This window comes from Streptomyces sp. RKAG293 (assembly GCF_023701745.1).
Taxonomy (GTDB): Bacteria; Actinomycetota; Actinomycetes; order Streptomycetales; family Streptomycetaceae; genus Actinacidiphila.
The window spans coordinates 383,449-396,384 of record NZ_JAJOZB010000001.1 but is presented as its reverse complement, the minus strand read 5'-3'; the positions used below and the strand labels follow the sequence as shown (position 1 = coordinate 396,384).

Below are 12,936 nucleotides of genomic sequence, written 5' to 3'. Positions count from 1 at the left end.
AGCGTCCTTCCCGAGGACGTCAACGTGCCTCGCACTCCATCGAGGCCGTTCTCACCGCGGCCGTGGCCCTCCTCGACGAGGCGGGCGAGTCGGCGCTGACCCTCCGCGCCCTCGCGGCCCGACTCGGCACCGGCGTCGGCAGCATCTACTGGTACGTCTCCAGCAAGGACGAGCTCCTCGACCGCGCCATAGACCACGTGCTCGGCGGGGTGCTGACCGCCGTCGAAGGGCAGACCAGCAGCGGCGACCCCATCGATGACCTGCGCGCGATGGCCGTCACCCTGTTCGACGCGATCGTGGACCGGCCCTGGCTGGGCGCGCACTTCATGCAGGACATCGACGCCCCGGGCAACTCGTTGCGACTCTACGAGGAGCTGGGACGACAGACGCTTCGACTCGACCTCACACCACGGCAGCGGTTCCATGCCGTGTCGGCCATCGTGGGCGTCGTCGTCGGCAACGCCGCCGACATGGGGCAGGAGCCCCCCCAGGAGGTCCTCGACGGCAGCGTGGACCGCGATGAGTTCCTCGGTCGCTACGCCGAGGCGTGGCGTGCGCTCGACGCTGAGGCGTTTCCCTTCGTGCACGACATCGTCGACGAGTTCGACGGGCACGACGACAAGGAGCAGTTCCTCGCCGGGCTGGAACTGACGCTGGCAGGCCTCCGCCTTCAGGCCGGAGCGTGACGTCGATTCACCCGTTCACGTCCTACCCCTGACAGACCAGGCCCGTCCCACCGCTTTGGCGGCGGAGACGAACATCAGGGCGATGTCGCCGACCGACAACCCGTGATGCGCCGGCTGAGGTCCACTCCGCGGATACCCAAGCGGAGGTTCACGGTAAAGAACCGCAGTCCGAGGTCGTTGGTGAGGTCCGCCAACCTGCGCTGCTCCGCACCACGATGCGCTCGGCACAGCGGCAGGTCCGATTCCAGGGCCCGGAACACGCTCTCGGCACCTGCGGACGGATGGGCCGCCAGCGTGGTGCCACCCGGTAGGACGTCGTCCTTCCAGTTGAACAGCTGGGAGACCCCGACGGGTGCCGTCTTGCCCCCGATGATGTCGATCACGTCTTGGCACGCCACCGGCGTGAGGGGCGGACCTGCGCCGCCGCCGGAGGACGGTGTCAAAGCCGACACCGGCATGCCGTGCGTACCGGGGGTGCCTTCCTCCGGGCAGGGGAGCGCCGTCAGCAGGAGTTGGCTGCGGGCCCGACACCGAAGTACTCGGCCACGGTGGTGAGGGTGATGTTCTTGGACCGACGAAGGCCGAAGGCCGTAGATCGGCGATGCCGGGGACAGCGACCGTGGTGGTGAGGTCCTTCGGCCGGCTGCGGTCTCCCGTGCCACGAATTCGCTTGTGCGCTGGTCTTGGCCATGCGCACGAGGACCATCCTGGTAGAGGGCCAGATGGGACCCGGTCAACGCCCCGGGAGAGGCGGTGGCCGATGGGTCTTGCCGCTCGAGGTCGGTCCTTGGGGACGCCCCTGCGCCTTCAGGGCCATGTACCGGGTAAATGCGTCGCGGCTGTCCGACACGAACGTCCAGGCTGCCATGGCGTTCACCAGTTCCGCTTCGGTCAGCCAACCGTGCCAGGCAGCATCGTCTTCGCACGGCGCGATGGTCGCAGGGTCAACGACGGCTTCATGCACCGCGAACCAGTAGGGGCTCAACTGACCGTCACACAGAAACTTGAAGACGGACCGCACCGGGGCATCGACCCCCATCTCCTCCAGGAGTTCTCGGCGTGCCGCGGCCTCATAGGACTCGCCCACGCCCACGGCGCCCGCGATCATCCAGCTGTACTCCCCAGGAAATCGTGGGCTGTTCTCGGGACGCCGATGCACCAGATACCGGTCCTCGAAGTCCCGGAGGATCACCATGGACATCCGGTACAGGTGCCGCCCGCGGACCGCTGTCCCACGCTCCATGACACCCACGACCCGGTCCTGCCCGTCAACATGCTCCACCAGTTCGCCCATGCAACCACTCTCGCAGAGACTGTTCGGTTGCTGACCTGCGCGCCCTCACCACGGTCGGTCGACCGGCCGCTCGGGCCTGCACCCCGACATACAGCCGCCGGACCTCCGCAAACGCGTCCTTCTCACAGCAACAGCAAACAGCTGACCCGGTATGCAGGACGGTCAGACTCCTGCGGCACGGACCAGGCATACGAACGCATCACCGGGGAGGAGTGGACCCGCGAAGCGCGCTACTCCTACGAGTCCTGCTCGGACACCGAGGGCTGGGCTGATCGAACGGGGTGACCCCTTCTTGTCCTGGACAGGCGCTCCGCCCGGTGACATCACCGGCTACGCGCCGTGGACGAGGAGGTGCAGGAGCAACGCGCCTGACATGTCGGAGGGTGCCAGTAGCCTCTGGAACCATGGGAATTGAGATGGATGTCGTTGCGGCTTACCCGATCAACGATGAGGTGGAGAGGGTACTCGGGCTGGCCGAGGCTGTCGGCGAGCCCGTCACCGTCACGTTCATGTGGGAGGGGCGTGCAGAGGCCGAGCGCGCCGTTCTGGTGCCCGCAGCCACGTTGGCGCTCTGGGAGCATTGGGCCCCCACTGCCTATCGGGCGAGCGACGCCAGGGACGAGAACGGGGCCGACGCGGAAGGGCCGGAACTGGCTCACCCAGAGGAATTCGGCGCGTTCACGCTCTTCCGTCGTCGCGTGGGAACGCGCACAGCGGTCGCTCGTGGAGGGGTGGTGGTCGCCGAGCTTCTTGTCCCTGACGAGGCGCACTGGCTCGAGGAGCAGGCCCGCAATGTCCGCCAAGGCTTCATGGATCCGAAGCAGAAGGCGGCGTTCGAGGAGTTCCTCGCCCGACAGCCACCTATCGATGAGCAGTGAAGTGCCGACCTGTGCTTCGGCCGCGGCATGCGCGCGCCGCCAGATCACCACCGAGCCAGTGCCGCTGCGGACTATCCGCAGCAACGGCCGACCCTCGGCGTCATCGATCCCGCGAAGGCGCGCTCCTCCTGCCACCCACGTAGTTCGGCGGCCCGATGTCGCCGACCTCCAGCTTCGATGGGTCGACCGGAGCGACGGTCACCTGCTGCCGACTGCGTATCAGCGGGACCATCGAGGTGCCGCTGGGCCGGAACACCACGGTGACCCCGCCGGCAACCCTGCCTGCCACTGCGTCCAAAGCACCCATCCGATGATGGTGGCAGAACCCCTGCATCCCCCCACCGAATTAGGCGCGAGCCGGCGCGACTGACCACCGGACGCCGCTGCGGCCGCGAGGCCCTAGTCGCGGCGGCCTCGGTTCGTGGTGTGGTCGTCCGGTTGGGCGGACCACTGGAGGAGGAAGCGCAGTGATTCCTGGGAGGGGGAGTCCGGTGGGGCTGTGTAGGCGACAAGTTGCTGGTCGGGCTGTGTGTCGACGCGGAACTGCTGGACGTCGAGGGTCACGGTGCCGATGACCGGGTGGCGGTAGGTCTTGGTGAGCTGGCGGGGCCCGCGGACCTGGTGGCTTGCCCACCAGGTGCGGAAGTCCGGGTCCCGGACGGTGAGTTCGCAGACCAGGGCGGTGAGCGCCCGGTCGTTGGGGTTGCGCCCGGCCTCCATCCGCAGGACCGCGACGCACTCGCGGGCGGCGCGTGGCCAGTCCGCGTACAGGGACCGGTAGGTGTCGTCGAGGAACGTCAGCCGGATCAGGTTGCGCTCGGATACGGGCAGCGCGGCGAAGTCGGTCAGCAGGGCTGCCGCACCTCGGTTCCAGGCCAGAACGTCCATGCGGCGGTTGAGGACCATGGCGGGGATGTCGTGCATGCCGTCGAGCAGCTGCTGCAGTTGCGGGTCGACCTGCTGCCCGGCGGGCTGCCGGGCGGGGGAGGCCTGCGTGACGTCGGCCACGGTGAACAGATACGCACGTTCGTCCGGGGCGAGTTGCAGGGCGTCGGCGAGGGCGTCGAGGACCGGGCGGGAGACCCGGCGGGTCCTACCCTGTTCGAGCCGTACGACGTAGTCGATGCTCATGTGTGCGAGCTGGGCCAGTTCCTCCCGGCGCAGGCCCGGGACCCGGCGCAGGCGGCCGTCGTCGGGCAGGCCGACGCGCCGCGGGTCCAGGGCGGCGCGGCGGGCGCGAAGGAATTCGCCCAGGGCGTTGCCGCCTGGAGGATCGCCGGGGTTGTCCATGGTTCCCAGTGTCCGCCAGGTCGCGGCCGCGTGCCTGGTACTGGTCTGCACAGGCAGCGCCCTCCCTGGTACCGCGTACCGGGCGGAGCGACGGTGGTGGAGGTGGCCGGCGGACTCGACGCCGTCACCGGATCCCGCCCCGGGCCAACCGACCCCCTCCACGACCGGAGAGCACCACTATGAAGACGGACGTCACCTTTCCCAGCGACGGCCTGAAGATCGCCGGCCACCTCTACACCCCCGACGGCGAAGCCGGCGGCCCCCGCCCCGCCGTCGTGGTGGGTCATCCCGGCAGCGGCGTGAAGGAGCAGGCCGCCGGCCTGTATGCGCGGCGCCTGGCCGGGCAGGGCCTCGTCACCCTCGCCTTCGACGCCGCCTACCAGGGCGAGAGCGAGGGCACCCCGCGCGGCCTGGAGGACCCGGCCCACCGGGTGGAAGACATCAAAGCCGCGGTCTCGTTCCTCACCACCTGTGACGAGGTCGACCCCGACCGCATCGGGGTGCTGGGCATCTGTGCCTCCGGCGGGTATGTGCTTCCCGCCGCCGCCACCGACCACCGCATCAAGGCTGTTGGCACGGTAAGCGCCGTCGACATCGCCCGTCAGTTCCGCCTGGGCGCCGACGGCGCCCAGGATCCCGCCGTCATCCAGGGCATGCTCGACGCGGCCGCGGCCGCGCGCACCGCCGAAGCCCGCGGCGAGGGCGTGCAGAGCTTCCCGCTCTTCCCCGACGCCGCCGAGCAGGCCCGCGCCCTGGGCGGCCGGCACGGCTTCGAGGGCTTCGAGTACTACCGAACCGACCGCGCCCGGCACTCACGCTCGGCGAAGTTCTTCACCTGGTCCAGCGTCGATCGCCTGGCCGGCTTCGACGCCTTCCGCTGCGTCGACCTGATCGAGCCCCGCCCGCTGCTGATGATCGTCGGAAGCGAAGCGGTGACCTCCTGGATGGCGGTGGAGGCGTTCCAGAACGCTCGCAACCCCAAGGAACTGCACTGGATCGACGGGGCCAGCCACGTCGACCTCTACGACAAAGAGCAGTACGTCGGCCCCGCGGTCGCCAAGCTCACCGACTTCTTCGGGACCCACCTGGCCAAGGCCAACTAGACAGGCCGCCCCGAGTACCGCGGCGCACCGGCTCGGTGGATCCGAAGTGTCCCAGCAGCCGTTCGCGCGGGCGCCTGCCGCAGGCCGCATCGTGCACGGCTCCCATCGGCAGACCGGGGGTGCTCACCCCACAGGCCTCTGCTCCGCGTCCACCCAGTTGCGGGCTGACGCGCTGTCTCAACGCCACGCCGCAGGACGTACCCGCTCAGGTCCTGCCGGACGAACTCGCCCAGCAGGGTGGTGGTGCCTCCCGCCGAGGGCGGTGATCTCTCACTGTCGGCGGTCCAGGCCGGCAGCCAGGCTCAGTACATCGGCCGAACGAGCCCTCGCCCTACCGCCGACCGAGGCCTCATGGCTGGTCGCCGGCGCTGTGCTCGACAACGGTGAGGGCAGCCCCACCTCACCCGGGCCCCCAGCACACCTGGGGGCTACCCCCCGCAACGCCTCGGAGGCTGGCTCCCTGTCCTGGCCGCGTAATCGAGGCAAGGATCTTCACGTCGCACGAAACACAATCTGAGGAACACAGCACATGGATACACGCTTGATAGGCATCGGCCGTCGGGGATTGCTGGCCACCGCAGTGGCAGCGGTAGGAGCGTCGCTCATTCCCGTGGCAGCGCAGGCGGCACCCGCCGACACGGTTCAGAGGAAGCCGAACGTGGTTCGCGCGCTGGAGCGCGCGGCGCATCCGCTCGCCTCGACGGAGCCCGGCGGGAACACCGCTGACCTGCGTCCGCTGGCCTCGATGATCGGTGACGCCAAGGTGGTCGGCCTCGGCGAGGCCACTCACGGATCCCACGAGTTCTTCACCATGAAGGAGCGGGTCTTCCGCTACCTCGTGGAAAAGAAGGGGTTCACCACTTTCTCCCTCGAGATGAGCTGGTCCTCAGGGCTCCAGATCGATGACTATCTCCAGACCGGTAACGGCGACGTCCGTGAGATCACCCGGCAGGCACTGGGCAACTCCCCCTGGGAACGTGAGGAGTTCTTGAGCCTCATCGAGTGGATGCGGGCGTACAACCGCAGCCACCCCAGTCGCACCGTCCACTTCATGGGCAACGACGTCGGCGCCCCTCAACTGAGCGACGCGTTCTTCGGCCGGGTGACCGGCTACGTGCAGCGCAACCATCCAGCGGCGCTGCCCCGGCTCAACGAGCTCTACGCCGGCCTGCGCCCGATCGACGACGTCTTCGCCTACCTGGCCAAACCGCTCACGGAACGCCAGCAGCTCGCCGCGAAGGCACAGCAGGCCCTAGAACTGGTCAGCAGCCAGAAGGGCTCGGGCACCGAGGCCTTCATCTGGGCGGAGCAGAACGCCCGGTCCATCGCCCAGACCACCAAGTTCCTCACGATGGACGTCACCGACCCCAACTCGGTGGCCACCTCTCAGCGCTTCCGCGACGAAGTGATGGCCCAGAACGTCACGTGGTGGCAGCAGAAGACCGGCGCCAAGGTGCTGCTCTCGGCACACAACGACCACGTCGGCTACACGGCCAGCGATGCCACGATGTATCCCAAGACACAGGGCTCATTCCTGCGCGACACCATGGCCAACAAGTATCTCGCGATCGGCTTCACCTTCAACCAGGGATCCTTCCTGTCGAAGGACGCGGCCCTCGGCGGCGAGTGGAAGAAGTTCACCGTAGGCGCCGCCGGTCCCGGCAGGAACGAGTACATCCTCGACCAGGTCCGCTACCGGGACTTCTACCTTGACGTCCGGCATGCCCCGGCCCCCGCGCGTGCCTGGCTCGACATCGCCCGGCCCACACTCAGCCTCGGCACCCAGTTCCCCGCCGAACCGCGCGATGTCGCGATCGCCAAGTCTTTCGACGTCCTCATCCACCTGCACGAAGTCAGGGAAGCCGACAAGCTGAAGCCGTGACCGTGGTCCGGAGCTAGGGTCTGTCGTCTGGATCTCCGTGGGGGAAGGAGCGGTGTCCGGTGCGTGCAGCTGCAAGGCGGAGGAGGGAGGCGACGCGGAGCGTCGTCGACCGACGACAACGCGGCAGATGTGCGTGCTGGACACCGCGACGCCGCGACGCCGCGGAGATCCAGACGACAGGCCCTAGGGGTGACGGCGCCCGGCGGACCGAATCGCGGGCGCCGTTCCCGACTACTCTCATCACCATGCCGGGCTGCGGGACTGGTGGGCTCCTATGTTGGGGCGTCGCCTATGCGTCAGCGGCGAGGTGCTCATGACCTGACGGTGAGACGGGCAGCATTCGAGATCGAGTCCGTCGGCCGCTGATGCTCCACCCACCGCATCACGGGTGAGCCGGCGCCCGCCAGACGCTTCGACTTGACCTCACGCCATCCCCGGTACCCCGCAGGACGCCCTGTGTTGTCCCGCCCCGGGTGAAGGCTGCCGTTGTCTTTCCCGGCCGGCGCCCGCGCTTGTGCGAGCCGGCGCGGCAGGGGGCCGTTCGGCGGGTTCGTACGACGCCCGCCGCTCGGGAGCCAAAGGGACACGCTCTAGTTGAATGGTCGCAGCGGCCGTTGGTTGAGGGGCCTCAGACTGTCGCTATGAGCGACAGCCTTCCGGATGACCGGTCACCAGCAGACAACCCGTACGCGATCGCGGTGTCGGAGGCGGGCTTGCTGAAGGCCACCGTCGTCCTGACCGTCCAGCGTATGCACAGCGATGACCAGCCGACCGGCTGGTTCGGCTCTCGCCAGATCGACGCACGGACGCTGATCGTCGCGCTGCGCCAGTTGCTTGCGGCGGTGAAGCTCGAACAGATCGCCCTGAAGGCTCTCGGAATGGGTCCGGGCGTCGTCGATGCGCTTGAACTGGCCCAACAGCGTTACGAGGCCGCTCTGCCCGCCATCAAGCATGTCCGTGACGGGCTGACCCGCTTCGAGGACTGGGCACGCGGCAAGGGCGGCGGACCACAGGCTGGAGCTCGGGAGGTCGGCGCGCCGCGTGACGTGGCCCGCGACTCCTGGAGCTTTCGGTATGACTCAGCAACCGACACCGTCATGATGGGGCCGTTCACCCTTCTGGTCGGCGCGGCGATACCGGCCGCTACCGAACTCTGCGCCGCGATCTGCACCGCAGCACGCGCAGTCGACCTGAAGATCGCGGCCGAGGTGCACAGCCGGGTGATCCAAGCAATCACCGGCGCGGGGATCCCCTGCGATGGTCCGAAGGGGCCTGTCGTGGTCTCCCCGGACGACGACACGGGGATCTACCTGTTCTTCAACCTCAGCACCATCCCGGAGATCGAGCGCACGGAACTCGCGGCGCGGGTGGTCGCAGCGCTCGCGGGTGCCGGTCTGCAGCTCAGGCCGCAGAGGTTCCCGCACTCATGCGACACGCAGGAACGCCTGGTCGTCGGCGAGGCTCTGGTGGTGGGGTGGGCCTGATCGCGTCATCGCCTCGGTGCCGCCAACGTCATTTCGGAGGGCGGGGCCATCGGCGGCCCGGTGGCCCGCCGGATCACCGCCACAGGCTTGTGGCAACGCGCGGATGCGTGTCGGCGCCGGCCCTGACTGGGCCCAGGGCGGCCGGGCGCCGGCCAGGGACGGTCAGCCGAGGTCGGTGGAGGAGCGGGGTTCGCGTTGGGCGCGGGTGTCATGAACGCCAGACCGGTGATCAAGCGGCCCTCGCCGCCGCTGTGTCCGTCGGCGGTCAGGTGCAGAAGGGCTTCGTGTCCGAACGAGGCGTTGAGCGGGGCCACGATCACCGCGCCGGGGGCGGCTTGGTCGAGCCAGGGTTGCGGGATTTGGCGGACCGCGGGGGTGGCGATGATCCGTGTGCGGGGGGCGCCGGAGTGAGCTGCCGATCCGTCAGAGGGGGTGCGCTCACCTCGACGGGACCGGTCGGACCGGCACGGAGGGGCGTTTGGCGGCACGGCTGACGACGGCCGTCTCGACGTGAGTGATGCCCAGGCCGACCAGGTCGCGGGAGAGGAAGCCGTAGAGGCTCGTCAGGTCCGGGAAGTACGCGGCGGCATGCAGGTTGGCAGGTCCCGACGTCGCGAACGCGCCGTGCACCGAGGGATGGTCGGCCAGTGCCTGCCCGGCGGCGGTCAGATGGTCGGGGGGCACGTGCAGCAGGAGTTTGGCGTCGATGGGCAGCCCGAGGCGGCGTGGATCGACCAGGACCTGGGTGATCAGACGGCCCTGGGCCGCCAGTTGGGTCAGGCGCCGGCGTACCGTGGTCTCCGGATGGCCGGTGCGTGCGGCGAGGGCCGCCGCGGTCAGACGCGCGTCGGGTATGAGGGCGTCGATAAGGGACTGTTCCACGCCATCGGTGTCGACGCCATATGGTCCCGGGGAACCGGAAGGGCTCGCCCCGGGGGCCGGCTCACCCTTGCTGAGCGCCGCGCGTTCGGGCGCGGTCAGCACCTGGTGACGCCACTCGGAGGTGAGCCGGAAGACGTGCAGGATCGTGGCACTCTCCAGGGATGTCACCGCTTGAGTAGAGGGTAACTGGCGGAAGACCAACGGGTCGCGTGAGCCCGGTTCGGTTCGGGCGATCGCGAAGATCTCGTCACCCGAGGTGGTGACGTCGATGAAGGGGATGTCTTCGCGCGCCGCGAGCGCGGCGACGATCGTGTCGAGCTTTCCCCGCAGGACCCGGATGCGCAGGAACAGGGCCCCGGCCGAGCCCCCGTTGCGCGGTCGCGCCACCGGTGAGATCACCACGCGCATGACGCCATCGGTGTCGAGCGCGCGCAGGCGGCGGCGGACGGTGGCGGGGCTGAGTCCGAGGACGCGGGCCGCCCGCTCCGCGGTGAGGCGGCCGTCCCACTGCAACGCGGCCACCAGCCGCTGATCCATGAGGCTCAGTACGGAATCCGCCGATGTGCGTGTCATGAAGGCAAGTTTCGCCCATTCCGTCGCCCTGCGACGTCCGCCCCGGGGATGACGCCCCCAGCATGGATGTCATCCACTCCGCCGTCCCCGACATACGTCGGTGGACCGAGCCACGGAAGGAGCAACCGATGATCATCGAACCGCGTATCTGGTTCCCCAGCCTGATCGGCTGACCGGGGCACCTCCAGCGCCGCAACCGGCGGTCAGGCACGGGCCTGCGGTGCGACGAACCGCAGGCCCGCGGCCTGCACAGCACCTGGAGAACGGCGGATCCCGACCGCAGACAGACGGGACCCCGTAGCGGTGCCAGGCTTCGTCAGACGTTGCAGCGATCAGTTCGCCCTCAGCGAGGAGCGAAAAGCCTACTTCTTCCGTGCAACACCGAAGGACGACAGGGAGAGACGCAAGTGAAGGTTCTTCATGTTCTGACAGGACTCGTCGCTGGGGCACTGGTATTCGTCGGGGCCGGGGGTGCCACAGCACAGACCGTCACGCCCCACACCGGATCAACTGGCTGCACCTCCTTCGGCTACCTGCGCCAGCACACCACCTACCACGGCGTCATCTGCTACACGAACACCGGAGACGACGACGTTTCCAGCTCTGGGTTCTGGACCAGCATGATATCGACCGGCTGCAACGCCGGCTATGTCGACGTCAAGAAGACCAACGGCACCAAATCCACATGGTATTTCGGACCAGCCCAGGTCCTGGACTTCGCCAGCTACCCCTCGGGCGTGGCCTCCCTCCAAAAGGTGCACATCGAGGCCATGACCTGCTGATACGCCTATTGCCACAGCAACATGACGGCCCGTCAGTACGCCTGGGCGGGGACCGCTTCGCCGCCTCGCCCTGGCCTTAACCAAACCGTGGGCGGTCGCGATCGCGACACGCAGATTGCTTGCCTCCAGCCGGCCGCAGCCGCCCCAGCGCGTGAGTGGGAGCACCGGCTCGCGCGAAGGTGCCGCTGTGGCCGTCCTGCCCGGCCAGGGCGGCGCGTTGACGTTCGACGGCTGAGACGGCCACGCCGTAATCGGAGATCGCGGGAGCAGCCCCGTGGCACCCCCAGCAGCTCCTTCGAGATGGTTGTCCAGGCCGCACGACGCGGGATGTGGAAGGGTCCGCGCGCCACCTGGGCGCCGTAGGCACGCGTCGGGAGTTCGAGGTTCCGGTCAGTGGCCGTGGGGGTCGTGGAAGGGGTTGATGACCTCACAAGTGATGTCCATCCAGCGCTTCAGCTCCTGGCAGATGGCTTGGTCGCCTGCCTGCTCGAACGCCCTGACCAGATCCCGGAGCAGGTACATCCAATGACGTGAGTTGGCCACGTGCCACGCCGTGACGTCCTCGGCTACGGCCAGTGAGGACGCGTACAGGAGGTGCGCCTCCAGCCCGAGCGCGGCCACCAGCTGCGGATACCGCTCCAGTGGTGCCACGATCCGGGCCAGTTCCCCGGCCGAGGCGGCCCACTGCGACTGCGGGCAGCGCTGGTTGGTGGTGAACCTGCTCCGTGCGTTGTCCGGGCCGCCGAGCAGCAGGACCTCGTCCGACACCTGCCCGACGCCGAGCAGCTCGCGTGCCTGGTGCAGTGCCGTGCTCATGGTCATCGGCCCGATCCCGATCCCGAGCCAGTTCTGCTCGGCCCGGCCGGCGACGTCGGCGTCCACGCTGCGCGCGAAGTCGCGATAGCGCTCCGACAGTTCCTGCTGCCCGAGCGCCTCTGTGAGCTTGCCGTAGTACGCCGCAGCCCGGACGATCGAGATGCGGTACATGGACGGTATCGCGCCCATCTCGCGGATCAGCTGCGGGAACTTCGACCGCTCGACCTCGACCCAGGTGTCGACCGCGATCCGCCCGGCCGACACGGCTGTCTCGGCGCGCCCCTGCCCGGCGTGCTCGCGCATCGCGATAGTGGCCGCGCTGCGCAGCACATCGATGTAGTAAGCGCGATCGCCCTCGAGTGTGTTGACCTTCAGGCCGTTCGAGGTGATCAGCCGCACCACGGTGTCCGCCGAGCTCAGGATCAGATCCGGGTCGCCGTACTGGCCCAGCACCAGGGCGTTGGTGTACAGGAGCCGGCTGAGGCCCAGCTCGAACTCGAACACGTTGCCGTCCGGACCCGCCAGCACCGCTGCCCGGACCACACCGTTCATTTCGAGGATGGAGTCCGTCACCCGGCCCAGCTCCTGGAACGTCCTGGCGCGGCGCACCTGCACATCCGTGATCCGCTGCACCATGTCTCGCCTGCCGGTTCCGAGCACCTCGCCATAGGCCTCCTCGGCAGCATCGAGCGCGGCCAGTGCGTCGTCGGGACGGTCCACCGCACGCAGGCTCGAACCCAGCCCGTACTGCAGTGAGCCCAGCATCACCAGGTCGTCGGGAGTGGCCCCGGCCTGGGCGTCGATGATCGTGCGGACAAGCTCGACAGCCCGTTCCTGCAGCGGCACGGCCTCGGCCGTGCGGCCCTGCTGGAACAGGCTGAGCGCCTGTTCCTCCAACAGTGCCACCTGCGACCTGAGTGCGTCGTTGGAGTTCCGGTCCCATGACGTGCGTCCCGATCGCATGGGCAGGATGCTTCCACACCGTCCGGCAAGGGACAATTGGCCGAGCATGAGGCGGACAGGTTCTTCGAGTTCGCCTTGCGCGGCGATGATGCAGACTCATGCTCGGATGACTCCGATGCCGACGGATCCCAGCGAGGATCACCGTCCGGTGACGCGCTGGCGGAGTGAGGCCCCGGCGCGGGCGTCGGGGGCAGGGTGCTCATGACGCTCCAAGGGGCAGGCGCGGCGGCCTGCCGTTACTCACCATCGGCAGTGCAGTCGAACGCTGCCGCACGTGGAGCCAGGCCTCCCGGTCGGGCAGGC

At 68.7% G+C, this 12,936-nt stretch carries 11 protein-coding genes; 6 read left to right on the top strand and 5 right to left on the bottom strand.

Annotation, left to right across the window (positions count from 1 at the left end):
• Positions 1 to 38 precede the first annotated feature (38 nt).
• Positions 39 to 686 carry a TetR/AcrR family transcriptional regulator gene (locus tag LNW72_RS01640; protein WP_250979974.1) on the top strand — a complete coding sequence of 216 codons (648 nt, stop codon included), beginning with the start codon at positions 39 to 41 and terminating at the stop codon, positions 684 to 686.
• 74 nt (positions 687 to 760) lie between these two features.
• Here LNW72_RS01640 and LNW72_RS01635 read toward each other — a convergent pair whose 3' ends face one another.
• Positions 761 to 1,069: a hypothetical protein gene (locus tag LNW72_RS01635; RefSeq protein ID WP_250973649.1), complete on the bottom strand. Its 309-nt coding sequence runs from the start codon at positions 1,067 to 1,069 to the stop codon at positions 761 to 763.
• Between the two features lie 350 nt (positions 1,070 to 1,419).
• Complete coding sequence (locus LNW72_RS01630; RefSeq protein ID WP_250973648.1) at positions 1,420 to 1,980, bottom strand: NUDIX hydrolase; 561 nt, start codon at positions 1,978 to 1,980, stop codon at positions 1,420 to 1,422.
• Between the two features lie 404 nt (positions 1,981 to 2,384).
• Here LNW72_RS01630 and LNW72_RS01625 point away from each other — a divergent pair, with 404 nt between their 5' ends.
• The gene (locus LNW72_RS01625; RefSeq protein ID WP_250973647.1) at positions 2,385 to 2,858 is read left to right on the top strand and encodes a hypothetical protein; all 474 of its coding nucleotides are present in this window, start codon (positions 2,385 to 2,387) and stop codon (positions 2,856 to 2,858) included.
• 399 nt (positions 2,859 to 3,257) lie between these two features.
• On the opposite strand, the gene LNW72_RS01620 is transcribed toward LNW72_RS01625, so the two are convergent.
• Positions 3,258 to 4,148 carry a helix-turn-helix transcriptional regulator gene (locus LNW72_RS01620; RefSeq protein WP_250973646.1) on the bottom strand — a complete coding sequence of 297 codons (891 nt, stop codon included), beginning with the start codon at positions 4,146 to 4,148 and terminating at the stop codon, positions 3,258 to 3,260.
• 179 nt (positions 4,149 to 4,327) lie between these two features.
• Between LNW72_RS01620 and LNW72_RS01615 the strand changes: the two genes are divergently transcribed.
• From LNW72_RS01615 to LNW72_RS01605, 3 genes are all read left to right on the top strand, one after another.
• A complete protein-coding gene (locus LNW72_RS01615; protein ID WP_250973645.1) occupies positions 4,328 to 5,251 on the top strand; it encodes an alpha/beta hydrolase in 924 nt (307 codons plus the stop codon).
• A gap of 658 nt (positions 5,252 to 5,909) precedes the next feature.
• Complete coding sequence (locus tag LNW72_RS01610) at positions 5,910 to 7,133, top strand: erythromycin esterase family protein (protein WP_250973644.1); 1,224 nt, start codon at positions 5,910 to 5,912, stop codon at positions 7,131 to 7,133.
• A 641-nt stretch (positions 7,134 to 7,774) separates the two neighbouring features.
• A complete protein-coding gene (locus LNW72_RS01605) occupies positions 7,775 to 8,617 on the top strand; it encodes a hypothetical protein (RefSeq protein ID WP_250973643.1) in 843 nt (280 codons plus the stop codon).
• Positions 8,618 to 9,055: 438 nt separating this feature from the next.
• Here the strand turns inward: LNW72_RS01605 and LNW72_RS01600 are convergent, their stop codons facing one another.
• A complete protein-coding gene (locus LNW72_RS01600) occupies positions 9,056 to 10,072 on the bottom strand; it encodes an Lrp/AsnC family transcriptional regulator (RefSeq protein WP_250973642.1) in 1,017 nt (338 codons plus the stop codon).
• A gap of 407 nt (positions 10,073 to 10,479) precedes the next feature.
• Here LNW72_RS01600 and LNW72_RS01595 point away from each other — a divergent pair, with 407 nt between their 5' ends.
• Positions 10,480 to 10,854, top strand: a complete 375-nt coding sequence (locus LNW72_RS01595) for a hypothetical protein (RefSeq protein ID WP_250973641.1) — start codon at positions 10,480 to 10,482, stop codon at positions 10,852 to 10,854.
• Positions 10,855 to 11,244: 390 nt separating this feature from the next.
• Here LNW72_RS01595 and LNW72_RS01590 read toward each other — a convergent pair whose 3' ends face one another.
• Positions 11,245 to 12,633 (bottom strand): hypothetical protein, encoded by a 1,389-nt coding sequence (locus tag LNW72_RS01590; protein ID WP_250973640.1) that lies wholly within the window; start codon positions 12,631 to 12,633, stop codon positions 11,245 to 11,247.
• Positions 12,634 to 12,936 lie beyond the last annotated feature (303 nt).

Coding starts and splice junctions, on each gene's coding strand:
- LNW72_RS01590 (WP_250973640.1), bottom strand. CDS start 12,633: ATGCGATCGGGACGCACGTCATGGGACCGGAACTCCAACGACGCACTC.
- LNW72_RS01625 (WP_250973647.1), top strand. CDS start 2,385: ATGGGAATTGAGATGGATGTCGTTGCGGCTTACCCGATCAACGATGAG.
- LNW72_RS01630 (WP_250973648.1), bottom strand. CDS start 1,980: ATGGGCGAACTGGTGGAGCATGTTGACGGGCAGGACCGGGTCGTGGGT.
- LNW72_RS01615 (WP_250973645.1), top strand. CDS start 4,328: ATGAAGACGGACGTCACCTTTCCCAGCGACGGCCTGAAGATCGCCGGC.
- LNW72_RS01600 (WP_250973642.1), bottom strand. CDS start 10,072: ATGACACGCACATCGGCGGATTCCGTACTGAGCCTCATGGATCAGCGG.
- LNW72_RS01605 (WP_250973643.1), top strand. CDS start 7,775: ATGAGCGACAGCCTTCCGGATGACCGGTCACCAGCAGACAACCCGTAC.
- LNW72_RS01620 (WP_250973646.1), bottom strand. CDS start 4,148: ATGGACAACCCCGGCGATCCTCCAGGCGGCAACGCCCTGGGCGAATTC.